This window comes from Streptomyces sp. NPDC087906 (assembly GCF_055584925.1).
Genome location: NZ_JBVJLC010000002.1, coordinates 678,199 through 703,001 on the forward strand (window position 1 = coordinate 678,199; position 24,803 = coordinate 703,001).

General features: G+C 73.1%; 21 protein-coding genes. 12 read left to right on the forward strand and 9 right to left on the reverse strand.

Annotated features, from left to right (window positions below; all coding sequences use genetic code 11):
- Nucleotides 1–2 precede the first annotated feature (2 nt).
- Nucleotides 3–1,304, reverse strand: a complete 1,302-nt coding sequence (locus ACZ63I_RS08355) for a TerD family protein (protein ID WP_469336599.1) — start codon at nucleotides 1,302–1,304, stop codon at nucleotides 3–5.
- Between the two features lie 250 nt (nucleotides 1,305–1,554).
- Between ACZ63I_RS08355 and ACZ63I_RS08360 the strand changes: the two genes are divergently transcribed.
- The 3 genes from ACZ63I_RS08360 (at nucleotide 1,555) to ACZ63I_RS08370 (ending at nucleotide 5,552) form a co-directional block, all read left to right on the forward strand.
- Nucleotides 1,555–2,061, forward strand: a complete 507-nt coding sequence (locus ACZ63I_RS08360; protein ID WP_469336601.1) for a DUF6643 family protein — start codon at nucleotides 1,555–1,557, stop codon at nucleotides 2,059–2,061.
- Nucleotides 2,062–2,333: 272 nt separating this feature from the next.
- A complete protein-coding gene (locus tag ACZ63I_RS08365) occupies nucleotides 2,334–2,942 on the forward strand; it encodes an Rv1733c family protein (RefSeq protein WP_469336603.1) in 609 nt (202 codons plus the stop codon).
- 192 nt (nucleotides 2,943–3,134) lie between these two features.
- Nucleotides 3,135–5,552, forward strand: coding sequence for a right-handed parallel beta-helix repeat-containing protein (locus tag ACZ63I_RS08370; RefSeq protein WP_469336605.1), 2,418 nt, complete (start codon nucleotides 3,135–3,137; stop codon nucleotides 5,550–5,552).
- Here the strand turns inward: ACZ63I_RS08370 and ACZ63I_RS08375 are convergent.
- Nucleotides 5,510–7,903: a hypothetical protein gene (locus tag ACZ63I_RS08375; protein ID WP_469337051.1), complete on the reverse strand. Its 2,394-nt coding sequence runs from the start codon at nucleotides 7,901–7,903 to the stop codon at nucleotides 5,510–5,512. The genes ACZ63I_RS08370 and ACZ63I_RS08375 overlap by 43 nt on opposite strands.
- A gap of 319 nt (nucleotides 7,904–8,222) precedes the next feature.
- On the opposite strand from ACZ63I_RS08375, the gene ACZ63I_RS08380 reads away from it, so the two are divergent.
- The 3 genes from ACZ63I_RS08380 to ACZ63I_RS08390 all read left to right on the forward strand — a co-directional run bounded on the left by ACZ63I_RS08380 (nucleotide 8,223) and on the right by ACZ63I_RS08390 (nucleotide 11,775).
- Nucleotides 8,223–9,071, forward strand: coding sequence for a DeoR/GlpR family DNA-binding transcription regulator (locus tag ACZ63I_RS08380; protein WP_469336606.1), 849 nt, complete (start codon nucleotides 8,223–8,225; stop codon nucleotides 9,069–9,071).
- Nucleotides 9,072–9,166: 95 nt separating this feature from the next.
- On the forward strand, nucleotides 9,167–9,610 hold the full coding sequence (locus tag ACZ63I_RS08385) for an SRPBCC family protein (protein WP_469336607.1): 444 nt from the start codon (nucleotides 9,167–9,169) through the stop codon (nucleotides 9,608–9,610).
- A 191-nt stretch (nucleotides 9,611–9,801) separates the two neighbouring features.
- Entirely contained in the window at nucleotides 9,802–11,775 is a 1,974-nt protein-coding gene (locus ACZ63I_RS08390) for a hypothetical protein (RefSeq protein WP_469336609.1), read from the forward strand.
- A 22-nt stretch (nucleotides 11,776–11,797) separates the two neighbouring features.
- Here the strand turns inward: ACZ63I_RS08390 and ACZ63I_RS08395 are convergent, their stop codons facing one another.
- Nucleotides 11,798–12,925 carry a PLP-dependent cysteine synthase family protein gene (locus ACZ63I_RS08395; protein ID WP_469336611.1) on the reverse strand — a complete coding sequence of 376 codons (1,128 nt, stop codon included), beginning with the start codon at nucleotides 12,923–12,925 and terminating at the stop codon, nucleotides 11,798–11,800.
- Nucleotides 12,926–13,134: 209 nt separating this feature from the next.
- On the opposite strand from ACZ63I_RS08395, the gene ACZ63I_RS08400 reads away from it, so the two are divergent.
- Both ACZ63I_RS08400 and ACZ63I_RS08405 read left to right on the forward strand, forming a co-directional pair.
- On the forward strand, nucleotides 13,135–13,446 hold the full coding sequence (locus ACZ63I_RS08400; protein ID WP_469336613.1) for a hypothetical protein: 312 nt from the start codon (nucleotides 13,135–13,137) through the stop codon (nucleotides 13,444–13,446).
- A 488-nt stretch (nucleotides 13,447–13,934) separates the two neighbouring features.
- Entirely contained in the window at nucleotides 13,935–14,459 is a 525-nt protein-coding gene (locus ACZ63I_RS08405) for an ATP-binding protein (RefSeq protein WP_469336615.1), read from the forward strand.
- Nucleotides 14,460–14,567: 108 nt separating this feature from the next.
- Here ACZ63I_RS08405 and ACZ63I_RS08410 read toward each other — a convergent pair whose 3' ends face one another.
- On the reverse strand, nucleotides 14,568–14,897 hold the full coding sequence (locus ACZ63I_RS08410; protein WP_469336617.1) for an SHOCT domain-containing protein: 330 nt from the start codon (nucleotides 14,895–14,897) through the stop codon (nucleotides 14,568–14,570).
- 144 nt (nucleotides 14,898–15,041) lie between these two features.
- Here ACZ63I_RS08410 and ACZ63I_RS08415 point away from each other — a divergent pair, with 144 nt between their 5' ends.
- Nucleotides 15,042–15,341 carry a hypothetical protein gene (locus tag ACZ63I_RS08415; RefSeq protein ID WP_469336619.1) on the forward strand — a complete coding sequence of 100 codons (300 nt, stop codon included), beginning with the start codon at nucleotides 15,042–15,044 and terminating at the stop codon, nucleotides 15,339–15,341.
- A 7-nt stretch (nucleotides 15,342–15,348) separates the two neighbouring features.
- Here the strand turns inward: ACZ63I_RS08415 and ACZ63I_RS08420 are convergent, their stop codons facing one another.
- Complete coding sequence (locus tag ACZ63I_RS08420; RefSeq protein ID WP_469336620.1) at nucleotides 15,349–16,569, reverse strand: ROK family protein; 1,221 nt, start codon at nucleotides 16,567–16,569, stop codon at nucleotides 15,349–15,351.
- Nucleotides 16,570–16,644: 75 nt separating this feature from the next.
- Here ACZ63I_RS08420 and ACZ63I_RS08425 point away from each other — a divergent pair, with 75 nt between their 5' ends.
- Nucleotides 16,645–17,934 carry an MFS transporter gene (locus ACZ63I_RS08425; RefSeq protein WP_469336621.1) on the forward strand — a complete coding sequence of 430 codons (1,290 nt, stop codon included), beginning with the start codon at nucleotides 16,645–16,647 and terminating at the stop codon, nucleotides 17,932–17,934.
- Nucleotides 17,935–18,003: 69 nt separating this feature from the next.
- Here the strand turns inward: ACZ63I_RS08425 and ACZ63I_RS08430 are convergent, their stop codons facing one another.
- The 3 genes from ACZ63I_RS08430 to ACZ63I_RS08440 form a co-directional block, all read right to left on the reverse strand.
- Nucleotides 18,004–18,669, reverse strand: coding sequence for a response regulator transcription factor (locus ACZ63I_RS08430; RefSeq protein WP_469336623.1), 666 nt, complete (start codon nucleotides 18,667–18,669; stop codon nucleotides 18,004–18,006).
- Nucleotides 18,666–19,865 carry a sensor histidine kinase gene (locus ACZ63I_RS08435; protein WP_469336625.1) on the reverse strand — a complete coding sequence of 400 codons (1,200 nt, stop codon included), beginning with the start codon at nucleotides 19,863–19,865 and terminating at the stop codon, nucleotides 18,666–18,668. Before ACZ63I_RS08435 ends, ACZ63I_RS08430 begins: the two co-directional genes overlap by 4 nt.
- A gap of 690 nt (nucleotides 19,866–20,555) precedes the next feature.
- A complete protein-coding gene (locus ACZ63I_RS08440) occupies nucleotides 20,556–21,848 on the reverse strand; it encodes a geranylgeranyl reductase family protein (RefSeq protein ID WP_469336626.1) in 1,293 nt (430 codons plus the stop codon).
- Nucleotides 21,849–22,008: 160 nt separating this feature from the next.
- Here ACZ63I_RS08440 and ACZ63I_RS08445 point away from each other — a divergent pair, with 160 nt between their 5' ends.
- Nucleotides 22,009–23,373: a M20/M25/M40 family metallo-hydrolase gene (locus tag ACZ63I_RS08445; RefSeq protein WP_469336628.1), complete on the forward strand. Its 1,365-nt coding sequence runs from the start codon at nucleotides 22,009–22,011 to the stop codon at nucleotides 23,371–23,373.
- A 45-nt stretch (nucleotides 23,374–23,418) separates the two neighbouring features.
- Here ACZ63I_RS08445 and ACZ63I_RS08450 read toward each other — a convergent pair whose 3' ends face one another.
- Complete coding sequence (locus ACZ63I_RS08450) at nucleotides 23,419–24,459, reverse strand: NUDIX hydrolase (protein ID WP_469337053.1); 1,041 nt, start codon at nucleotides 24,457–24,459, stop codon at nucleotides 23,419–23,421.
- Nucleotides 24,460–24,603: 144 nt separating this feature from the next.
- Here ACZ63I_RS08450 and ACZ63I_RS08455 point away from each other — a divergent pair, with 144 nt between their 5' ends.
- Nucleotides 24,604–24,780: a hypothetical protein gene (locus tag ACZ63I_RS08455; RefSeq protein WP_198533456.1), complete on the forward strand. Its 177-nt coding sequence runs from the start codon at nucleotides 24,604–24,606 to the stop codon at nucleotides 24,778–24,780.
- Nucleotides 24,781–24,803: the final 23 nt, after the last annotated feature.

Genomic DNA, 24,803 nt, shown 5'->3' on the forward strand with positions numbered 1-24,803 from the left:
CGTCACTTCCGGCCGGGCGTCCAGTTCATGCCCCACCCGTACGCCTGGTCGATGGTGCGCTGCGGGCTGACCCCGCGCGCCGGTACGAGGAAGTTGGCCTCGCGCTGGACGACGAGGTCGGATCCGGTGTTGGTGATCAGCGCGAGCGCGCAGACCGTCGAGGGCACCGTGCATTCGCCGAGCGAGAAGTCGATCGGCGCCCCGTTCAGCGGCTGGAGGGTGACCGTCGCGTCCAGATCGGCGAAACTGCGGGCGCCTTCGTAGATCGTCACGAAGATGACCACGCGGCGCAGTTCGTTCTTGTGGTCGAGGTTGATGGTGAGGTTCTCGCCGGTGTTGCTGCCGCCGGTGCGGTCGTCGCCGTCGAGTTGGATGTACGGCGGCCTGCTGACCGAGCCGAAGGCGTTGCCGAGTGCCTGGACGACGCCTTTGCGGCCGTCGCTGAGTTCGTACAGCGCGCACAGGTCGAGGTCGAGATCGCCGTGCATGGCGACGGCCCTGCCGAGTTTGGCTCCCCAGCCCTTGAACTGCTTGCGCACCTGCCAGTTGAGGTTGACCCGCATGGCGCCGGAGCTGCCGCCCTGCTTGGCCAGCGAGACCGAGGGGGCCTCCTTCGTCAGGGTGACCTTGGAGAGCCGTACGGGGATCGGTGCGGGCGCCGAGGGAGGCGCGGGCGGCGCCGGCGGTGCGGAGGGGACCGGCGGTACGGGAGTGGCTTTCGTCACGGAAGGGGCCGGAGCCGCGGGCGGGGCCGCCGGGGCGGGTGGTGCGGATGCGGCCGGCTCGTCGACCGAGATGCCGAAGTCCGTTGCCAGGCCCGCGAGTCCGCTGCTGTAGCCCTGGCCGACCGACCGGAACTTCCAGGCGCCCTGGCGCCGGTACAGCTCACCGATCAGGAACGCCGTCTCGACGCTCGCGTCCTGGCTGTCGTACCGGGCCACCTCGGCGCCGGTGGCCGCGTCCAGCACCCGTACGTACAGTCCGGGCACCTGGCCGAAAGTGCCCGCTTCGGCGGAGGCGGCGAGAACGACCCGCTCGACGGCGGGCTCGACCCGCGACAGATCGACGGAGAGCGTATCGGTGATGGTGGGGCCGCCGGTCTGCTTGCCTTCGTGCCGGACGGCTCCCGAGGAATGACGCGGCTGGTTGTAGAAGACGAAGTCCGCGTCGGAGCGCACTTTTCCGGCCACCAGCAGCAGGGCGGACGCGTCGACGTCCGGCACCCCCGGTCCTGAGTTCCAGCCCAATTCGACGCGGACGCTCTGCGCCGGCACTGGAACATTGGCGCCTTTAAGCATGGACATGCTCGCCCCCATCGAGAGTCGGGTGCCCGAAGTTTCCGTGTTCCCAACCTAATGGCAGCAAGGCGGCGCGGGCTCCACAGGACCCGCCGGTAACCCCGTTTCAGCTTGCCCTTTACAGGATCCGAACACCGCGTGACGACCGTTTTTCCCAAGTTCGCTCGCATTGGGGATCAGAATTGGCACACAGGGACGGAAAGAACCCTCAAAGCGGGCTCCCCAACCGGCACATCGTGGGCTTAACTTATGTTCCATGACCTCCCCCCGCGCCACCTACGGCGGCGGTTACTACACCGCGCCGTCGTTCCCGGACACCCCGATCTACGACTCCTTGGTCGCGGAGCGGGGCACGCCTCAGATCGCCCCGATCCGAGTGCCCTCCGCCTACGACACCGGCAACAGCTATCTGCCGGCCCTGCCGTCGGCGCTTCCGGCCCTGCCGGCGGCCCCGTCGCAGCCGGCCCCGGCGTACGGCGGCTACCAGCAGCAGCCGATGCAGCAGCCCATGCCGCTGCAGCACGCCCCCGCGCCCTACATCCCGCAGCAGCAGGCGGCGCCCCGGGGCGGCTACCCGGGTCCGCAGCAGCAGCAGCCCTACCAGCAGCAGCCGCAGCGCCCCATGCCCCAGCGCCCGATGCCGGGCACGGGCTACGAGGCGATGCGCCCTGCCGCGGCCCCGCGTCCCGCGCCGCCGCAGCAGGCCCAGCCCAACCAGTACGACGACCCGTACAACCGCCCCTACCAGAGCCGGGGGTACTGAGCGCACACCACCAGGGCCGCGACCCGCGCGTGGACAGAACGGCTGACCGACGGGAGGTCAAGAACCGCTGTCCGCACGCCTTTCGCGGCCCTGTCCGTTCTCCCCGCCGTCCCCCGTGTGAACCCCGCCCGCGCGGGAACACGAGGATGCGACAGACACCTTGCGCGCGCTCGCGCGGTCAAGTGAGTTCGGTCGCTCTTCGCCCCTGACGCGTCTGCGGCATGCCGTCCCGGGCCAAGACGGACGCGGAGACGGAAAGGGGGTGCGGGACCGTGAAGGTGATCGCCGGCCTCTGGCGCTGGCGGCGCAACCCCCTGCGCCGGACCACCGACCTGGCCGAGGGATGGGCGACGCTCGTCGCCGCGCTGCTGATCCTGCTGGTGGCCCCCGCCGCCGGCTGGCTCTGCGGGGCGCTGCTCGACTCGTCGCTCCAGCAGACCGTACGGGTGCAGCACGAGGAGCGGTACCCGGTCACCGCCGTGATCACCGCGCTGCCCAAGGACCGGCGGCCGCCCGGGTTCGACGGCGATTCGCCCAAGGAGCGCAGTGCCGACACCCGGGTGATCGCGACATGGCGTGCCGTGGACGGCAGCAAGCACAGGAGCGCCGTCTCGGCGCCGCTGCGCGGCTGGCACACCGGCGACAGCTTCCGCATCTGGACCGACGCGCACGGCACGCAGGTGAAGCCGCCCCTGGACGCCGAGACGGCCCGGCTGCACGCCGTCCTGGTCGGAGTGGGCGCCGCACTGGCCGCGGCGCTGCTGATCGCCGGAGGCAGGCGGCTGTTCGTGGGGCGGCTCGTCCTGATCAGGTACCGGCGGCTCGACCGCGCCTGGGCCGAGGCAGGTCCTGACTGGGGCCGTACCGGCGCAGGGAGCTGAGTTACCGGCCGCGGGCCGGTCGAGGGACCGTCCGGCAGGTCGTCTTCGTCAACTACCCGGTTCCGCGCGCGCTACGGTGGTCCGGCCACGGTCCGTCGTTGCGGCCGTGGGGGTCCGGGTGCGAGCGCGTACCGGCACGGGCCGGCACGGCACGACACGTGCAGTCGCACGAGGTGGGGGCACAACAGCGCCATGGCACAGGGCACGGTCCAGGTGACGCACACCGGAACATCGCGTTGGCGGCGCCGCACGGGTGAATACGCCTCCCTCGCGGCGGCCCTGGAGGCGGCGGCCGACGGCGACGTCCTCACCGTCGCCCCCGGCACCTACCGGGAGAACCTCGTCATCTCCCGCGCCGTCACGCTGCGCGGCCCCGAAGGCTCGCTCGGCTCCGTACGGATCGCCCCCGCCGACGGCGTCCCGCTGACCGTCCGGGCCTCCGCCACCGTCCAGGACCTGCACATCGAGGGCCAGGACTCCGCGGCTCCCGCGCTGCTCGTCGAGGACGGCACCCCCGAACTGCTCGATCTGCGGATCGTGACCCGCTCGGCGGCCGGCATAGAGGTGCGCGGCGCCGCACGGCCCACCGTGCGCCGCTGCACCGTCGACAATCCGGCGGGGGTCGGCATCGGCGTACTGGAAGGCGCGGGCGGGGTGTTCGAGGAGTGCGAGATCGTCGCCGCCGGGCAGTCCGGCGTGGCGGTACGCGGCGGCGGCCACCCCCGGCTCGAACGCTGCCGGGTCCACCACACCTCGGGCGCGGGTCTGAGCGTCACCGGTGAGGGCAGCGGCCTTGAGGCGATCGGCTGCGAGGTGTACGAGATCAAGGGCACCGGCGTGCAGATCACCGAGCGCGGCGCGGCCCATCTCACCGACTCGTCCGTGCACCGCACGACGGCCGACGGTGTCACCCTGGACACCGACGCCGTCCTCACGCTCTCCGACTGCGACATCCACGACATCCCCGAGAACGCCGTCGACCTGCGGTCCCGTTCGGTGCTGACGCTGACCCGCTCCACGGTGCGCCGCTTCGGGCGCAACGGCCTTTCCGTGTGGGACCCGGGGACCAGGGTCGACGCCAACCAGTGCGAGATCCATGACAGTACGGGCGACTACCCGGCCGTATGGGTCAGCGACGGCGCGACCGCCGTCCTCGACTCCTGCCGGGTGCACGACGTGCCCGACGCGCTGTTCGTGCTGGACCGCGGCTCGCGCGTGGACGTCGTGGACAGCGATCTCTCGCAGATCCGCAACACGGCGGTGTCGGTGAGCGACGGGGCGACGGCGCAGCTCGACGACTGCCGGATCAGGGAGGCGTCGACCGGCGCCTGGTTCCGGGACCACGGCAGCGGCGGCACGCTCAACTCCTGCACGGTGGACGCCGTGCAGACCGGGGTCATCGTGACCAAGGGCGCCGATCCGACCATCGAGCGCTGCACGATCACCTCGCCGGCCGAGGCCGGTTTCTATGTGTCGGCCGAGGGCCGCGGCACCTTCCACAACTGCCGGGTGACCGGCAGCGGCGGCTACGGCTTCCATGTGATGGACGGCTGCCGCACGACACTGACGCGGTGCCGTACGGAGCGGTGCGCGCGCGGCGGGTACGAGTTCGGGGAGGACGGCCCGATGGCCGAGGACTGCAGCAGCGACGAGAGCGGCGTACGCACACCGTCCGAGCCGGCGCCTGCGGTGCTGACCGCGACCCAGACCCCCGGGCTGCTCGGGAAAGTCCCGGCGCAGAGCGCCGCGAACGCCCCCGCCGACGTCGCGCCGCCCGCCGAACCCGCGCGGGACTCGCAGGACGTCCTCGGTGAACTCGACGCGCTGGTGGGCCTGGAGAGCGTCAAGCGCGAGGTCAGGGCGCTCACCGACATGATCGAGGTGGGCAGACGGCGCAAGGAGGCGGGCCTCAAGGCCGCTTCCGTCCGCCGCCACCTGGTCTTCACCGGCTCCCCCGGCACCGGCAAGACGACGGTGGCCCGGCTGTACGGCGAGATCCTGGCCTCCCTCGGGGTGCTGGAGCGCGGCCATCTCGTGGAGGTCTCCCGGGTCGACCTCGTCGGCGAGCACATCGGCTCGACGGCGATCCGCACCCAGGAGGCGTTCGACCGGGCGCGCGGCGGGGTGCTGTTCATCGACGAGGCGTACGCGCTCTCCCCCGAGGACTCCGGCAGGGACTTCGGCAAGGAGGCCATCGACACGCTGGTGAAGCTGATGGAGGACCACCGGGAGGCGGTGGTGGTGATCGTCGCCGGGTACACCGCCGAGATGGAGCGGTTCCTGGCCATCAACCCCGGTGTCGCCTCGCGTTTCTCACGGACCATCACCTTCAGCGACTACGAGCCCGACGAGCTGCTGCGGATCGTGGAGCAGCAGGCGGAGGAGCACGAGTACACGCTCGGCGGCGGTACGCCCGAGGCGCTGCTCAAGTACTTCACGGCGCTGCCCAAGGGCCCCGCCTTCGGCAACGGCCGTACCGCGCGGCAGACGTTCGAGTCGATGGTGGAGCGGCACGCGGGCCGGGTCGCCCAGTTGCCTGAGACGAGCACGGACGACCTGACCCTGCTCTACGCGGACGACCTGCCGGAACTGCCGCCGGAACTGTCCTGAGCCCGCACCCCTGTTGGGGCTGCCGGCCCTGTTGGAGCTGCCGGCCCTGTTGGGGCTGCCGGCTCGGCAGGTCCGCCGCGCTGGCCCGGCAGCCCCGGCCGCAACTGGTCGACGAGCGCGGCGCGCTCCTCGGCGAACGCCGGATCGGCCTGGTACCCGGCGTGGCCGAGGACCGGTTCCGGCAGCGGACGGCGTACGGAACGGCCGTACGCCTGCGGGTCCTTGAGCGGCCCCCTGTCGACCTCGGGGCCCTCCCCCGGGGCGACCCGCACCGGGCCGCCGATCGGGTCGGTGTTCCGCCACAGGTTGCGCCAGCAACGGACCCGTCCGCACAGGTCGTTGAGCTGGTCGGGCCCGAAGTACGCGGGGAACCAGCGGCCGTAGAGCCGCTCCAGCGGTGATCCGTACGTCAGCAGCGCCACCTGGCGGCGGGTGGCGGCGCGCAACTGCCAGACGGTCGCGGCGGCGAGGACCGTGCCCTGCGAATGGCCGGACAGGACGAGCCTGCCGCCGGTGCGCGCCGTCCAGGTCTCGACGCGCCAGGTGAGGTCGGGGACGGCCCGCTCGGCGTAGCAGGGCGGTGCGAAGGGGTGCGCCGCGCGCGGCCAGAACGTACCGACGTCCCAGAGGATGCCGACGGTCCTGCGGGCCGACGCGTGGCGGTAGGCCCGGCGGCCCCAGGCGACGAACAGTATGAAGCCGAGCCCTGTCAGCCAGGAGCCCAGCGCCTGCGCGGTGTCGGTGATGGACTCGACGAGCGAGTCGGTGCCTTCGGCGGCCTCTCCCGGCACCTCGCCGCTCAGCCACGACCCGGCGACGGCGCCAGCGCCCAGCAGCAGGGCGGCGCCCGAGACCACCCCGACGAGCCGGGGGGCGGCGTCGGTGAGCATGGCCCTGGCGCGCACCCCCGCCACCGTGCGGCTGCGGACCGTGTCCACGGTCCTCGGGTGGAACTCCGCCTCGACCACAGGGCCGAGCCGGCGGGTGGCACGTGCCGTGCGGACGGCGAGGACGGCCACCGGAATCAGCAGCAGCACCAGCAGGACGGGGATGACGGCGGCCTGCCAGCTCAGCAGGACCGGCGGCCCCGCGATCCGGCCGCCGCCCATGCCGGGGGTCGCGTCCCCGTCGAGCCAGTCGGCGACGCGCTGCGCGAGACCGCCGGTCAGCACGGCGCCCAGCGCGCAGGCGAGGGTCGCGACAGCGGGACCCGCCTGGCCGCGCAGCACCGTACGCGGATGCGCGGCGGAGCGGTGCAGCGCGGCGGCGGCGCCGGCCAGCGCCAGGACCAGCGCGATCTGCGCCACGGCGATCACCCGGAAGGCGAGGTCGCCGGGGAGCGGTCCGGCCGAGACCCAGCCGGGCCGTGACCATGCCGCGTACACGACGGCGCCGACGAGCAGCCCGATCGAGGTGCCCGGCAGCCGGCCGGTCATCGCCCGGTCGAGGACGAGATCGCGGCTGACCTCGCTGCGCCCTCTGCGGCACACCACCCACAGCACGGCGCAGCCGCAGCAGCCGAGGGCCGCCAGGAGGAGCAGTCCGAGGACGTCGGCGAGCGGGGATCCCGCTGCTCGGTCGTACTGTCCGGCGGCCACGGTGATCATGGTGGCGACGGTGAGGAAGCCGGCCGCGGTGTGCGCCGCCCTGAGCCGCGCGACGAGCCGGCGGCCGTACCAGAACCCGGGTGCGCCGAGCGCGGGCCGCACGCCGGGGGCGTCGGCCGCCTCTTCCGGCTCGGCGGTGCTTTCGGCAGGCCCGCCGGTCGGGTCGGCGGTGGGTCCGCCGGTAGCTCCGTCGGTGGGTCCGTCGGTGGGCGGGCGCTGCGACTCGTAGGCGCCCCAGGTCCTGTGGGAGAGGTACCACAGCAGCACCACGAGCCCCGTGGGCACCAGCGCGCCCAGGGCGAGCCGCCGGCCGGGCTGCGACCACCAGCCGTGCCGCTCCGGCGCCAGAAAGCCCAGCCAGGAGTGTGCGGCGGTGCACCGCGCGGCGCCCGCGCACTGCCAGGCGGCGAGGTCGAGCGCGACCTCGCAGGCGGCTGCGGTCAGCAGCACGGTCAGGGTGAGGGCGACGAGCCGTACCAGCAGCCCGTAGCACCGGCGGGTCCTGGCAGCCCCGTTCGTCGCGGGCCGCATCCAGTGGGCGAGATTGACGACCATGAAGGGCAGGAGCAGCAGCCACAGGGCGCGCGAGCCGTTGCCCGAGGTGAGGTTGGACCAGCAGTACGCCTCGGGCACCGGCCGGTCGCCGCGCGCACCGCGGCTCTCGGCGTCCACGTCCTCGGCGCGGCGGTGGACGGCGGCGGTCTCGTCGCCGGTGATCCTGACCGTACGGGAGTCGGCCAGCATCTCCTGCGGGGTCGTACCGCCGACGCCGTGGACGAGCAGTTCCAGCGTCGCTCGGCCGTCACCGGCGGCCGTGGGGTGGGAGGACACTTCAGAACTCGCTCTCGACGTGGCAAAGTACTGCGAACACGACCCCGAAAGGCTGCCGCAGACCGCGGCAGGGGTGGCCCCCGCCGCGCTGCCCTCACCGAATCTCCCCGACTCCGGCCGCCCCTGGCACGGGCGCCGCCGGCGGAACAGCGTGGGAGGATGGGGGCCTTGACGAGCGGACAGGGCGAGCGGCTGCGACGCCCGGCACACGACGGAAGGACCCGACAGGGTGGTGAGTGACAACCAGAACCTTCTCGCTGAGCAGCGCCGCGCCCTGATTCTGGACGAGGTGCGCAAGCGCGGCGGCATCCGCGTCAACGAACTCACCCGCAAGCTCAACGTCTCCGACATGACCGTGCGCAGGGACCTCGACGCGCTGGCCCGCCAGGGCGTCATCGAGAAGGTCCACGGCGGGGCCGTTCCCGTGGTCGAAGCGAGCACGCACGAACCGGGGTTCGAGGCGAAGTCGGCGCTGGAGCTGACCGCCAAGGAGGACATCGCACGGGCGGCGGCGGCCATGGCCGTGCCCGGCAGCGCCATCGCGCTGTCCGGCGGTACGACGACCTTCGCGCTGGCCCAGCATCTGCTGGACGTACCGGATCTGACGGTGGTCACCAACTCGGTACGGGTCGCCGACGTCTTCCACGCGGCGCAGCCGGCCGGCACGGCGGGCGGCCAGCGGCCCGGCGCCGCCACGGTCGTGCTCACCGGCGGGGTTCGTACTCCCTCCGACTCGCTGGTGGGTCCTGTCGCCGACCAGGCGATCCGCTCGCTCCACTTCGACGTGCTGTTCCTCGGCGTGCACGGGATCTCGGTCGAGGCCGGGCTCTCCACCCCCAACCTCGCCGAGGCGGAGACGAACCGGCGGTTCGTGCGGTCGGCCCGCCGGGTGGTCGTCGTCGCCGACCACACCAAGTGGGGCACGGTCGGGCTGAGTTCGTTCGCGACGCTGGAGCAGGTCGACATGCTGGTGACGGACGCGGGCCTGTCGGCGGGCGCGCGCGCCGAGATCGCCGAGCGGCTGCCGGGCCTGGTGGTCGCCGGCGGGAGCGACGAGGAGCCGCACTCCCAGGACGCGTGATCCGTCCCTCGGGACGCGGGATCCGTCAGTCCTGCGCGTGATCCGTTCGGCGCGTGGGCGCCGGGTGCCGGGCGCCGCCGTCCTACGATCGCCAGGTGACCGTCTTCCGCGTCGACCGCACCCCGCCGCTCTCCGCCGCCGAGGCCTGGCGGCGGCTCACCGACTGGCCGGCCCACGCCGACCAGGTACCGCTGACGCGCATCGAGGTCCGTACGCCGGGACCGACCCGGGTCGGCACGGTCTTCGTCGCCCGTACCGCGCTGCCAGGCCGGGTGGCGTTCGACGACCCCATGGAGGTCGTGGCCTGGCAGCCGCCGACGGCGCAAGGCCCTGGCCACTGCCGGCTGGAGAAGCGCGGCAAGGTCGTCACCGGCTGGGCCGAGATCGAGGTGCGGGCCGAGGGCGGTGTCACGCGTGTGCGCTGGTCGGAGGAGCTGCGCGTCGGACCGCTCCCCCGGCTGTTCGACCCGGTGACCGCGCGCGTCGGCCACGCCGTCTTCGGCCGGGCGGTCGACGGGCTGCTGCGCAAGGAGCCCTGAGCACCGGCCCCGAGGCCCGGTCTCTGCTGCCTGGCGCCTGCTTCCTGCTTCCTGCTGCCTGCTGCCTGCTGCCTGCTGCCGAACGCAGTTGCGGTGTGACCTTCGGATCATTCACTCGTTCTCCCTAAAAGCAGGAGCGAGTGACAGCGCATCAGCACATGCGAAAGGGCACAGGAAAGGGCACAGTCCCGATGCCGACACACCGACAGCCGACCGACCCCGCCGTCTCCGGCGCGCGTCCCGGTATCGACGAGGCCGAGGCGGCCCTTGTCGAGCACTACCCGCGTCTCGTACGCCTGGCCTATCTGACCCTGCCGCCCTCCCTCGGCCGGCACAGACGCGTGCTCGCCGCCCACGCCACCGTCCAGCACGTCCTGCCGGGACGGCGACCGGGCCGGCGACCGGGGTCGGCCCCCGCACCGGGACGGCGGAGTGCGGACGAGTCGGCGTACGCCTGGATCCGCGGGCGCGTGCTCGAAGCGTCGCTGGCCCACGGGCACCGGTCCCGGTTGCACACCCTGCGCGCGGGCCGGCACGGGCTGCTGCCGCTGGTGGTGGGTCTCCGACTGTTCCCCCGGGCCGGCGGCACCGACGAACTCGCCCTCGACCAGGCCCTGTCGGCGGCCACGGCGGCGGCGCGCGCCGCGCTTGCGCTGCGGGTCCTGGAAGGGCTCCCCGAGCGGACCGTGCACGCGCTGCTCTCCGATGCGGGCTCCGAAGACCCCGACGAGGCGCTGCGCGCCGCCGGCCGGCTCGCGTCCGACCGGGACGGTCAAGCCGAAAAGCTGCTGCGCACGCCGGAGTTCGACCCGTGCACCGTGCAGACCCGGCCGACCGATCTGCTGCGCCGCAGGCACCGCAAGCGGCTGCTCGGCGCCGCTGCCGCCGTGGTGGTGACGGGGACGGTCCTGGCCGTCACGCTGCCGCACGACCCGCCGTCGAAGCAGCGGCTCGTCACGGCCGGTCCCGCAGCGGGCAGCGCACTGGCCAAGGCCGTCGACCCAGGGCAACTGCGCCGCGCGCCCGCCGACGAGTGGGCCGACTCCTCGCGGGTCGACTTCACGCTCTGGCCGGCCCGTGGGAGCCGCGTCAGGGACACGGCGCTGCTGGGCCGCGCGCTGCGCGTCTGGGCGAGCCCCGGCAGCGGCGTACGGGTGTCGGCCGCACCCGGGACGAGCACCGCACCGCCGTCGCAGCCGCCGCAGTTGCTGTACGCGGGCGAGAGCGGCGGCGCCGCCGTGGTCCTGCTGCACGACGGGGTACGCGTCGCGCGCTACGCCGAGCCGCTGTCCGGGGACGGTCAGGCGGCGCTGGACTTCGTACGGACCGACGACGCGGATGTGACGACGGCCGCCGCCGTGGTCGTGAGCCGCACGGCCGGCCGGGCGCGCTATCTGCTCGCCCCGTGGATCGCCGAGTCCACGACGCGCGATCTGCTGGCGCCCGACACACCGGCCCGTGCACTGCGGGTGGCCGAGGACGGTGTCACGGACCCGGTGGCGCGCCCCGCCACGGACGGGTCGTGTGCGTCGTGGCCGGTGCTGCAGTTGCGTTCGTCGGAGAAGATCGTGGAGCGGCACGCGTTCCTGGTCAGCGACCTCGGTGATCTCTCGCCGGTGCATCTCACCTACACACCGCCGCCGGCCCCGGACAACCCACCGCGTGCGCCGCGCGAGGCGACGAGCACTCCCGCGCTGCTCAGTTGGGCGCACACCGCCTGCTCGCTGCGGGAGTTGCGGGGTTCGGGGGTGCGGGCGGTCAACAACTGGGCTTTCGCCGAGCAGCAGTTGCCGGAGCGCGGCGGTGTGTCCACCTGGGTCTGCACCCGCGCGGACACCTGGCGCGGACCCGGCCGGATCCTGGTCCAGTTCCAGCGCCCAGGCACCTCGCACACGGCGCCGGGCGCGGTGGTGGCCGATGTGAAGAACACCGCGTTGTGCAGCAGATTCGGTCAGCACGTGCTGGCGGGGGCGCACTGGAAGGCACCGTCGGGGCAGTGGTATCTGCTGGCCGCCGGGTCCCGCGGGGTCGGCGACATCGCCGCTGCGGGTGACGTGAGCGCGGAGGCGAAGGGCCCGACGATGGCCGTACGGGCACCGCGCACCGGCACCGTACGGCTGACGGGCAAGCTCCCGGACGGCGGGGCGCTGGACGGTGTCGGCTAGGAAGTGCCCGGCGGACCGGAGTTCAGGACGCGGTGGCGTCGGGCCAGACCCCCGAGGCCAGGAAGCGGTCCAGGGTCAGCTCGTACGGTGCGATGTCCAGGCCCTGCCCCGCGAGCCAGGCGTCCGAGTAGTACTTGTCGAGGTAGCGGTCGCCCGGGTCGCAGAGCAGGGTGACGACGCTGCCGCCGCGGCCCGTGCGGACCATCTCGGCGACGAGTTTCAGCGCGCTCCACAGACCCGTACCGGTCGAGCCGCCCGCCTTGCGTCCGATGGCCCGCTCCAGCGTGCGTACGGCGGCGACGCTCGCCGCGTCCGGCACCTTCATCATCCGGTCGACGGCGCCGGTCACAAAGCTCGGCTCCATCCGGGGCCGCCCGATGCCCTCGATCCTGGAGCCGCAGTCGCTGCTCGCGAGGGTGTCGTGGCGGGTCCAGCCGTCGAAGAAACAGGAGTTCTCCGGGTCGGGGACGCAGATCAGCGTGTCGTACTGCATGTAGTGGACGTAGCGGGCGATCGTCGCCGACGTCCCGCCCGTGCCGGCCGTCGCCACGATCCAGGTCGGCTCGGGGAAGCGTTCCAACTTGAGCTGCTGGTAGATCGATTCGGCGATGTTGTTGTTGCCGCGCCAGTCGGTGGCCCGCTCGGCGTAGGTGAACTGGTCCATGTAGTGGCCGCCGGTGGCGGCGGCGAGGCCCGCCGACTCCTCGTACATGGTGCGCGAGTCGTCCACGAAGTGGCAGCGTCCACCGTGGAATTCGATCAGCCGGCACTTCTCGGCGCTCGTCGTGCGCGGCATCACGGCGACGAACGGCACACCGATCAGTTTGGCGAAGTACGCCTCCGAGACGGCGGTCGAGCCGCTGGACGCCTCGATGACCGGTTTGCCGGGCCTGATCCAGCCGTTGCACAGCCCGTAGAGGAACAGCGAGCGGGCCAGCCGGTGTTTGAGGCTGCCCGTGGGATGCGTCGACTCGTCCTTCAGATACAGGTCGATGCCCCAGGACTCGGGCAGCGGGAAGCGCAGCAGATGCGTGTCGGCCGAGCGGTTCGCGTCGGCCTGCACCTTGCGTACGGCTTCCTTGAGCCACGCGCGGTACTCGGGATCGCTGCGGTCCACGTCGACCGTGCGGAGTGTCTCGTCCTGTGCCATGCGCGCTGTTCCTCGCCTTTCGGACCTGGCCCCCTTCCGCTGACCGTATCCGCACCCCGTGCGCAAACGCTCACTTTGGGTGTCCATAGGGATCGCTTGTGCCACGAGCTGTCCCGGCGGCCGTCAGGGAGGGGCCCCTACCGCTGTTGGGGACGCGCATACTTGGGCAGACTGGCGACAGGAACAGGCACGGAGGGGGCTGAGCGGCCATGGCTGAACCGGAGTTCAGCGCACGGGGCGTACGGATAGAGCGGTGGCCCCGCTCGCTCACCAGGGCCGGACAGGTCCTGATACAGGACGGCAGGCTCGCCCTGCTCAACAGCTACGGCCGGGTGATCGACAGCGCGCCGCTGCGGGCCGTACGGACGGCCAGGCCGTGGTTCGCGGGCGAGGGATCGATGGTGGCGACCGTCAACGGGAAGCGCTACCGGCTGACCATGGGGCAGCGCAGCCGCAGGCCGGACGCGAAGGCGCTCGCGGGCCGATTCCTGGACACGCTGGGCAGGGCGGCGCGCACCTAGGGTCTGTCGTGTGGACCTTGCGGGGCTCGCGGGGTCTGGCACCGCGCCTCGCGGCGTTGTCGTCGGTCGGCGACGCTCCGCGTCGCCTCCCTCCTCCGCCTTGCGATCCACGGCACCAACGCGACACCAGCCGCTGCCGCGGCGGGCGCTCCCTGATCCGGCCTGATCCGAACGACAGACCCTGGGTCCCGTCCGCGAAGTCTCGTCCGGCGCGCGACGCCCGGCACGCGCGCCCCGCCCCGCGGGCGGACGACGATCCTTTGCGGACACTCCCTGAGCCTGATCACGGGTCGAGCGGTCGCGAGTTGCGGACCGGGCCGCGCTGGGCCACGCTGGAGGCACGTCACTCAGGGTAAACCGGCGGTGACGCTGCGATCCAGCCCCGCCGGGCACGAACAGCGGCTCCGATCCGGTCACTGACCGGACCGACCAGGCCGCTGGATCCGATCCTTCGTCTTCTTCCGGACCTCATTCGGGGAGTCGCAGCCGTGATCAGCCAGCCCAGCAGGCATTGCACGGTGGAGCTCCAAGCCCTGCCGTCGCGGATCGGCCAGGTCCGCAGAATCATCTCGGCGCAACTGCGCTACTGGCACCTCGACCCGTTGATCGACCACACGTCGCTCGGAGTCACCGAGCTGCTGACCAACGTCCACCGGCACGCCCAGCCGGACAAGCGATGCACCGTCGATGTCGAGCTGCTGCTCGACCGGCTCACGGTCTCGGTCAGTGACCACGACCCGCGGCTGCCGACGGTCAACGATGCGGCCCTGTTCGACACGGGCGGCCGCGGCCTCGCCCTGATCGCCGCGGTGAGCGAGAGCTGGGGCGTGCGCCCCCAGGGCGAGTCGGGCAAGAGCATCTGGTTCACCCTCCCGACCCCGCCGGGCGCCGCGGCCCTGCCGCCCCGGCCGGTGTACGGCGCGACGACGGACGGCCCCTTCATGGGGACGGAGATCGACGCGGTGGCGCTGGAATACGGGCATGCCACCGCCAGGTCGGCCGTGGTCGGCTGACCGAACCCGAGAAGACCCGCACCGCCGCCTGCCAGGGTGGCGGTACGGGTCCTCCTCCGGTGCGGTGCGCGGCCCCCGCCGCGCGCCTCCGGTGGCGGGGCGCCACGCTCAGGCCACGCCGCCCTTGCCGCGGCCGAACTGCTCGTCCAGTACGGAGAGCCGCCGCCAGTACTCGTCCTCGTCGATCTCGCCGGTGGCGAACCGGCGGCCGAGCATCGCGATCGGCGACCGCTCGTCGTCCACCGGCCGCCCGGCGCCGCCCTGCCAGGCCCCGCCCTGCCAGGGCCCGCCCCGCCACGGGCCGCGCGGGCCGATCCCGCGACCGCGCCACGCGGTGCGCCGCAGCACGGTCACGACCCCGAGGACGACGGCCGCCCAGATCAGCGGGAAGAAGAGGATCCACGGCCCTGGGCCGCCGTGAAACGCCAGTGTGTTCATCGCGGTTCAGCTCCTTCGGAGCGGGTGTTCCGGGTACTTCGTTGTCGCTCACGAGCCTCGCCCCTGGCGGGGTGCCGCGTCGTCGTACAGCCGGCGGCACCGCACGTACCCCGGCGGGAGCAGTTGTACCTACTGGTATGTACGGTGAGCCGACCGTCAGCCCCGCACACCGCAGCTCCGCCGGGGGGCCGGTCGTCCAGCGGTGGGCGGGTCTCGCCCACGAGGAAGGGCCGGCGGCCGACCGTACGCCGCTCTCTGCGGTACGGCACCGGCGTCGCGGGCGTGGTCTGCGCCGACCTCGCCTTCGACCCGCGCCATTGGGAGTTGCCGCACTTCTCCCTCCGGGACAGCGCGTCGCCCCAGGCGGTGGGCGACCGCTTCCAGGTGCTGCGGGTGTCTCAACCGCACCGCGGCGAACTGCCGTCGGGCGTCGGGACGCTCTGACGGTGCGTCAGCGTGCCAGCGCGGCCAGCGGATCGTCCAGCACCGGCTGCCAGGCCACCTCTGCGGCGCCGACCAGGCTGTTGTAATCCAGCGTGCAGCCCAGAATGGGCACTCCCCCGGTGTTGCGGCCCCAGAGGCTGCGGTCGGCGACGACGGCGCGCAGCCGCTGCGGGTCCGCGGCGTGCAGCTCCCTGTGGAGTCCGCCGAGGATGATCCGGTCGGGGTTGAGGATGTTGACAAGACCGGCGAGCCCGAGGCCGAGACGGTCGATCAGCTCCTCCGTGGCACCGCGCACGGCCGGGTCGGCGCCCTCCGTACGGAGCAGGTCGCGGGCCTGCTGCAACAGCGACACCTCGGGGCCGGGTGTGCGGCCCGCCGCGACGAGGAAGGCGAGCGGGTCGGCCTCGACGTCGAGACAGCCCCTGCTGCCGCAGTAGCAGGGCCGGCCCTCCGGGTTGACGGTGAGATGGCCGACCTCCAGGGCGAGCCCCGAACTGCCGGTGTGCAGCCTGCCGTCCACGACCAGCGCGCCGCCGACGCCGCGGTGCCCGGTGGCCACGCACAGCAGATGGCGGGCGCCGCGGCCCGCGCCGTGCCGGTGCTCGGCGAGGGCGGCGAGGTTGACGTCGTTGCCGGTGAAGGCGGGGCCTTCGAGCCCGGCGGCGCGCACCTGCTCGGCGAAGGTCTGCCGGACCGGGGTGCCGGCCGACCATGCCACATGCAGCGGGTTGAGCGCCGCGCCCTCCGGTTCGGCCACGGCGGACGGTACGGCGAGTCCGGCGCCCACACAGCGCCGTCCGCCGTCGCGCAGCAGCCCGGCCCCGACGGCGACCGCTTTGCCGAGTACGGCCGCGGGGTCGGCGGGCACCTCGTCACGGCCTGCGGCGGTGGCGACGATCTGCCCGCCGAGCCCGACGAGCGCGGTCCTGAAGCCGTCGGCATGGACCTGTACGGCGAGTGCGACAGGGCCGGTCTCGTCGACGGCCAGCCGGTGCGAGGGGCGGCCCTGCGACCCGGCTCCCGCGCCGGGGCTCGAATCGACGCGGATCAGCCCGAGCGCCTCCAGTTCGGCGGCGACGGCGCCGGCCGTCGCACGGGTCACACCCAGCTCGGAGGTGAGGACGGCGCGGGTCGGCGCGCGGCCCGTGTGAACGAGTTCCAGGGCGGGACCGAGCGCGCTGCGGCCTCTCTCCAGTCTCGTCCGGGTGGTGGTCACCTTGCCGTTCATGTGGGCGAGTCTCCCATGGTCCGAGGCGCGGCAACCGCCTTGTCCCCGGCGTCCTGCCATGCCTATGCTGCGTTTGTGCCGTACCTAAACAAAATACCGGCGGCCGCTCAGGGGGGCCGCGGCGGCGACCGCGCCGCTCATTCCTCCCTGGTCCGGCTCCGGATCGCGCTCACGATGTTCTTCGCCCTCGACGGTTTCGTCTTCGCCGGCTGGGTGGTCCGGATTCCGGCCATCAAACACCAGGTCAGCGCCTCGGCGAGCACCCTGGGTCTCGCCCTGCTCGGGGTGTCGGCCGGGGCCGTGATCACCATGGTGTTCACCGGCGGTCTCTGCCGCCGCTTCGGCAGCCGCCCGGTGACGGTCGTCAGCGCCGTCCTGGTCTCGCTCAGCATCGCCCTCCCGCCGCACGCGCATTCCGCGGTGGCGCTCGGCCTGCTGCTGCTGGTGTTCGGCGGCGCGTACGGCGCGCTCAACGTCGCCATGAACAGCGTGGCCGTCGATGTGGTGGCCGCGCTGCGGCGCCCGGTGATCTCCAGCTTCCACGCGGCGTTCAGCCTCGGCGGCATGGTGGGGGCGGGGCTCGGCGGGCTGGTCGCGGGCAGCCTCACCCCGAGCGTCCATCTGCTGATGCTGACCGGTATCGGTCTGGTGGTCACGGCCGTGGCCGGGCCCGTCCTGCTGCGGCATCGGGTCCCCGTGGCCGAAGCCGCGGACACCACGGCGGCAGGCGCGGCCGGCCCGGCGCCGGGGCGGCTCACCGGGCGCAGCCGCAACCTCGTCCTGCTCTTCGGGGTGATCGCGCTGTGCTCGGCGTACGGGGAGGGCGCGATGGCCGACTGGAGCGCGCTGCACCTCTCCGACGACCTCGGCGCGAGCGCGGGGGTGGCCGCCGCCGCGTACACGCTCTTCGCACTGGCGATGACGGCGGGACGGCTGTCCGGCACAGCCCTCCAGGAGCGCCTTGGCCAGACCCGGGCGCTGATCTCCGGCGGTGTGCTGGCGGCGCTCGGCATGCTGCTCGGCGCCCTCGCCCCGGCCGTCTGGCTGGCCCTGCTGGGCTTCGCCGTGGCCGGTGTCGGGCTGGCCAACATCTTCCCCGTCGCGATCGGCAGGGCCGGCGCCCTGGCCGGACCGAGCGGCGTCGCCGCCGCGTCCACACTGGGCTACGGCGGAATGCTGGTCGGGCCGCCCGCCATCGGCTTCCTGGCCGACTGGCTGACCCTGCCGATCGCCCTGACGACGGTGTCGATGCTGGCCGGCGCGGCGGCGCTCATCGGCTACGCGGCACGCAACGCCTCGGCGTCGCCTGCGGGTTCGCCCCCGGGCGCGACGGCGGGAGCGGCGACGGAGGCGGCCGAGGCGTAAGCCGGCCCGCCGCCGGTGAGTGGGCCGTACGGATCGCCGAGGCGCAGGTCGGCCGCCGGGCGCTGCCGGTCAGCCGAGCCAGCCCGGCCTCACCAGCCCCGACTCGTAGGCCAGGACGACCAGTTGCGCCCGGTCGCGGGCCCCGAGCTTCACCATCGTGCGGCTGACGTGTGTCTTGGCGGTGAGCGGGCTGACGACGAGCCTGCGGGCGATCTCGTCGTTGGACAGGCCGATGCCGACCAGGGCCATCACCTCCCTTTCCCGGTCGGTGAGTTCGCCGAGACCGACCTCGTCCGTCGGGGTCTTGGAACGGGAGGCGAACTCCGCGATCAGCCGCCGGGTGACCCCGGGCGACAGCAGGGCCGCGCCGTCCACCACCGCCCTTACCGCGCGCAGCAGTTCGTCCGGTTCGGTGTCCTTGACGAGAAAGCCGGACGCGCCTGACCGGATCGCCTCGAAGACGTACTCGTCGAGTTCGAAGGTGGTGAGCATGACCACCTTCACCCAGTCCAGCGCGGTGTCCTCGGTGATCCGCCGGGTCGCAGCGAGCCCGTCGAGCACGGGCATCCGGATGTCCATCAGCACGACATCGGGCCGCAGTTCGCGTACCGCGCGCAGCGCCGCACCGCCGTCGGCCGCCTCGCCCACCACCTCGATGTCGGGCTGCGCGTCGAGCAGCGCGCGGAAGCCCGCCCGTACGAGCGCCTGGTCGTCGGCGAGCAGGACGCGGATCACGGTGTCTCCTCGGTCGTGAGCGGAAAGGTGGCGCGCACCCGGAACCCGCCGTCGGGGCGCGGCCCTGCCTCGACCGAGCCGCCGAGCGCGGCGGCCCGCTCCCGCATGCCGGTCAGACCGTTCCCGCTGCCGCCCGCCGCCGTGCCGGTCGCTGGCCCCGCGTCGTCGACCCGCAGGTCGAGCAGACCGGGCGGGTGCCGGAGTACGACCACGGCGGTACGGGACCCCGAGTGCCTGACCACATTGGTCAGCGCCTCCTGGACGATCCGGAACGCGGCCAGATCGGCGCCCGGCGGCAGCCGCACCGGCGCGCCCTCGCGCCGGATCTCGACGGTCAGCCCGGCGCTCGCCGCCTGCTCGACCAGCTCGGGCAGCCGGTCGAGCCCGGGAGCCGGCGCGCGCGGCGCTTCGCCCGGCGCTCTGAGCGAGTCGAGCACCTGGCGCACCTCGCCGAGGGCTTCCTTGCTCGCCGCCTTGATGGTGGTGAGCGCGGAGCGGGCCTGCTCGGGGTCGGAGTCGAGCAGGGCGAGCCCCATCCCCGCCTGGACGTTGATGACCGAGATCGAGTGGGCCAGCACGTCGTGGAGTTCACGGGCCATCCGCAACCGCTCCTCGTCCCTGCGCCGCTTCTCGGCGGCGGCCCGCTCGGCGGCGGCTGCGGCCCACTGCTCGCGGCGGGCGCGTACGACGTCGGAGATGGCGAGGACGGCGACGATCCAAGCGCCGACGACCGTCTCGGTGCCCCAGCCCGCGCCCCACCCCGCGGCGTGCTCGGTGTGCGACGGCAACCACTGGTACAGCCAGTGCGTGACGAGCACGAGCCCGCCCCAGAACCCCCCGGCAGCCCACCACGCGGCGCGCCGGTGCCCGTGCACGACGGCGCTGAAGCAGGCGACGACGACGGTGACGAAGACCGGGCCGTACGGGTAACCGGCCCCGAAGTAGAGCAGCGCGGACGCGGCGACCCCGAAGACGGCGACCACGGGGTACCGCCGCCGCAACAGCAGCAGAGCGGGCCCGGCGAGCAGCAGCAGCCGGCCGGAGGCGTCGAGCGAGGCGTGCTGCGCGCGAGCCGCGAACCCACTGCCCAGCACGACGACGACGGCGAGCAGAAGACTGGAAACCCACGGCACGCGCCGCCCCCGCCGGCCACGGGGCCCGCGACGCCCACGCCGGATGCCCCGCTCGTCGTCCATACCGGCCACGCTAGACCGCCGCGCGCCTGCGGGTCGTCAGCCGGACGTGGCGGTCGTCCGTACTCCCCGGGGAGTACGAGCGCCGGCGTCGCGGGGTGGCGTGGGTTGCGGTGCGTTGTTCGTCTGCCGGGGTCCGGCGCGGTTTCGGTTGCGGGTTTCGGTTGCGGTCCGCTTGTCCGGTGGCGGGTTCCGGGGCCTCCGGAGGGGGGTGTCCGGACTGCTCGATCGCTAGAACTCCTACGCTTTACGTCCGGACACCCCCCTCCTCCGACCCCGGCCCCCTCCCGTCCGTGAGTCCCCACCAGCCGTCCGCGAGGGCGCGGCATGTGGGTGCGTGCGGGCCGGGGCCGCGTCCCAGGCGTAGACGCCCGGTCACCTTCCCCCGGTGGCCGGGTACGGATGTCCCGGACGGCGAGGCTGAAGGGGGTCGTGCAGGGGTGGTGTCCGGAGCGTAAAGCGTGATTTGCGGCGCATCTCGGCGCTCACTGCACGTCAGAGGCGCACGCGCCGTAAATCGTGCAGCGCAGGACATGACCCCGGAACGGCCCCCGGCGACCACCGCAACCCAGACCGGTCACCCCGAACCGCGCCGGACGGCGACACCGCCCCCGGCGACCACCGCAACCCAAACCGGCAACCCAGACCACGCCGGACGGCGACACCGCCGGACGGCGACACCGCGCCGCCACGTCAGTCGCTCGGCCCCGCCACCCGCGCCGCGTCCGCCGTTTCCGGTTGCACCGCTACGACCTTCGGCCCCGCCGACTCCATCCTGCGGTCCAGGATGTTCAGCGCGCGCCGGGCCAGGGGGTGGGTCCTGACCAGGCCGCCCAGCGTGGTCGAGCCGCGGGCGATGTCGGCGAACGCGTTCCAGGCCGGGCGCAGGCCCGTGATCGCGCCGTGCAGCAGGCCGGGGCGGCGCTCGAAGACGGCGAGCATCCGGCGGCCGACCGCCATCTCGACGCCGAGCCCCGCCTTGATGGCGAACGCGTAATTCAGCGCCTGGCGGCGGGCGTCCACCGCGTCGTGCGCCTCGGAGATCCGGACGGCCCACTCGCCGGCGAGCCGCCCCGAGCGCAGCGCGAAGGAGATGCCCTCGCGGGTCCACGGCTCCAGCAGGCCCGCCGCGTCGCCGCACACCAGCACCCGGCCGCGGGACAGCGGCGAGTCGTCGCTGCGGCAGCGGGTGAGGTGGCCGGACGAGATGGAGGGCTCGAAGCCGGCGAGGCCGAGCCGCGCGACGAAGTCCTCCAGGTAGCGCTTGGTCGCGGCTCCGTCGCCGCGCGCCGAGATCACGCCGACCGTGAGGATGTCGCCCTTCGGGAAGACCCAGCCGTAACTGCCGGGCAGCGGGCCCCAGTCGATGAGCACCCGGCCGGCCCAGTCCTCGGCCACGGTGGGCGGTACGGGGATCTCCGCCTCCAGGCCGAGGTCGACCTGGTCCATCTTCACCCCGACGTGGGCTCCTATCCGGCTCGCGCTGCCGTCGGCGCCGACCACGGCGCGCGCCAGCAGCGTCTCGCCGCCGGCCAGCACCACGGCGACCGTGCGGCGGTCGGGGACTCCCGGGCCGTGCTGCTCGACGCGGGCGACCGTGACGCCCGTGCGGAGCGTGGCGCCCGCCTTCTGGGCGTGCTCGACCAGACTCGCGTCGAAGTCCTGGCGGTTGACGAGCCCGAAGAGCATCCGCTTCGAGCGGCGGGTGCGGGCCAGTTTGCCGTTCAACGAGAAGGTCACCGCATGCACCCGGTCCCTGAGCGGCAGCTCGAAGCCCGGGGGCAACGAGTCGCGCGAGGGGCCGATGATGCCGCCGCCGCACGTCTTGTACCGGGGCAACTCGGCCTTCTCCAGCAGCAGCACTTGGCGGCCGGCGACCGCCGCGGCATATGCCGCGGAAGCTCCCGCCGGTCCAGCGCCGACCACGACGACATCCCACACCGGCTCGTCGTGCTCGCTTCCGGCGTCTGCGTTCTCGCTGCTCACGATGTGCTTCTGCTCCTGATTCGACCGGTGGGCCTTACGACCTGCTTCTTCTCGAACGGCATCCTACGGCGCGAGCGCCCTCTACCCGCTGTGGGAGGATCACCACTGACTTTTGCCCTACCTCCACCTACCCAACGCCGTACTCACCAGGAGCGTGCCCATGCCCGCGGATCCGATCGCAGAAACCGTCCTCTCACTCATGCCCCGTGCCCGCACGGAGCTGTCGGAGCTGGTTGCCTTCCGATCGGTCGCGGACCCGGCGCAGTTCCCGAAGAGCGAGTGCGAGGCCGCCGCCGTGTGGGTGGCCGACGCGCTGCGCGCCGAGGGGTTCCAGGACGTCGCCGTACTCGACACGCCTGACGACACCCAGTCGGTCTACGGTCTGCTGCCCGGCCCGGCAGGCGCCCCGACCGTCCTGCTGTACGCGCACTACGACGTCCAGCCGCCGCTCGACGAGTCCGCGTGGCTGACACCGCCGTTCGAGCTGACCGAGCGCGACGGGCGCTGGTACGGCCGGGGCAGCGCCGACTGCAAGGGCGGCTTCATCATGCACCTGCTCGCGCTGCGCGCCCTGAAGGCGGCCGGCGGGGTGCCGGTCAACGTCAAGGTGATCGTGGAGGGTTCGGAGGAGCAGGGCGGCGGCGGGCTCGAACGGTACGCGGAGCAGCACCCGGAGCTGCTCACGGCCGACGCCGTGGTCATCGGTGACGCGGGCAACTTCCGCGTCGGTGTGCCGACGGCGACGGCCACGCTGCGCGGGATGACGATGCTGCGGGTGCAGATCGACACGCTCGAAGGCAACCTGCATTCGGGCCAGTTCGGCGGGGCCGCCCCTGACGCGCTCGCCGCGCTCATCCGCGTCCTCGACTCGCTGCGTGCCGAGGACGGCTCAACGACCGTGGACGGACTGCCCGGTTCGGACGGGTGGACCGGACTCGACTACCCGGAGGCCGACTTCCGCGCGGACGCCAAGGTGCTCGACGGGGTCGAGCTGATCGGCGACGGGTCGGTCGCCGACCGGATCTGGGCGCGGCCCGCCGTGACCGTGCTCGGCATCGACTGCCCGCCGGTGGTCGGCGCGACGCCGTCCGTGCAGGCGAGCGCACGGGCGCTGGTGAGTCTGCGGGTGGCACCCGGGCAGGACAGCGTCGAGGTGACGAAGCTGCTGACCGCGCACATCGAGAAGCACACGCCGTGGGGCGCCCGGGTGACGGTGGAGCAGTCCGGCCAGGGGCAGCCGTTCCGCGCCGACACCAGCAGCCCGGCGTACACGGCCATGGCCGAGGCGATGGAGGTCGCCTATCCGGGCCAGCGGATGCAGATCGCCGGGCAGGGCGGCTCCATCCCGCTCTGCAACACACTGGCCGAGCTGTACCCGAGCGCGGAGATCCTGCTGATCGGGCTGAGCGAGCCGGACGCGCAGATCCACGCGGTGAACGAGAGCGTGTCGCCCGACGAGTTGCGGCGGCTCTCCGTCGCCGAGGCGCACTTCCTCGTCAAGTACGCGCAGTCGAAGCAGGCGTGACGGTCTGAAGTACCGCCCCCGTGTGCGCGGGGGCGGTACGCCGGTTCAGCGGCCGACCGGGACGCCGGCCTCCAGGTTGAGCACGGTCCCGTCGGCCCGCGCCCGCAGCGCCCAGCGGAGCCGTTCCCAGCGGGCGGGCGGCAGCAGTGTGGCCGCCTCCTCGGGGCCGACGAAGCGCCAGCCGCGCAGTTCGGGCCCCGGCAGCAGCACCCGTCCGGCCGACCGGGCGGGCAGCTCGCCGCCGTCGAACAGCAACCGCAGCCCGCCGTAGCCGGGGGGTCTGGGCGGTTCCCAGTCGATGACCAGCAGCTTGGGTACGTGGTCGAGTTCGATGCCTATCTCCTCGGCGACCTCCCGGATCCCGGCCTGCGCGGGCGCCTCCCCGGCCTCCACGACGCCGCCGGGGAACTCCCAGCCCGGTTTGTAGGTGGGGTCGACGAGCAGCACCCGGCCCTGCTCGTCGAAGAGCAGCACCCCGGCTGCGACGGTCTCGGCGGTGGGCTCCGGGGTCTGCACGATGTCGCAGAATCCGGCGGCGCCGCTGGCCAGCGCCTCGGCCACCACCCGCGCCGTCTCGGCCGCCGTGCGGCGGGTGTTGTCGATGACGTGGGTGTCACCGACGAGCCAGCCGAGGGCCGCGCGGTACGCGTCGATGTGCTCGTAGCACCACTGCCGGGCCCGCTCGTCCACCTCCGGGTCGTCGTCGACCGGGTCGCGGCCCGCTATCCGGTTGCGCAGGATCGTTTCGTCGGTTGTCAGCAGCACATGCCGGACGCCTATGCGCCGGGAGGCGAGGCCGCCGAATATCTCGTCGCGGTACTCCTGCCGCAGCAGGGTCATCGGAACGACGAGGACGCCGCCCACCTCTGCCAGCAGGGCGGCGGCCGTGTCCACCACGAGCCGCCGCCAGATCGGCAGGTCCTGGAAGTCACCCACCTCGGCGAGCCGCTTCGGCGGCAGCAGGTAGCGCAGCCCCTCGCCGATCAGTCTCGGGTCGTACAACGTGCTGTTCGGGATCAGGTCGATCAGTTCGCGTGCGGTGCTGGTCTTGCCCGCTCCGAACGCACCGTTGATCCAGACAACGATCACGGTTCCCCCTCTTCCGTAGCCTTCAGTGGATTGCCCGCAACACCCGGGGAGGGAAACCCTTGGCCAGAACCTGCCGCCCCGCAGGGCCGTGACGGACGCGGCCGGTAATCGTTGGACACGGATGTGACAAGGGGGTGCGCGATGCGCCGGACGGTACTGGAGAAGTTCCCCGCGGGCGGACCCCGCGGCAGTTGGCCCGCGGAGGAGTTCGCGCGGGCCAGGCGGGCGGAAGGGACGCCCGCCGAGGTGGTGATAGACCTTGAGGCGGATGCCTTCCTCGTGGTCGTACCGCAGCAGGCCGGCGAACCCGGCGTGTGAACCCAGCCCACCGCCGGACGACC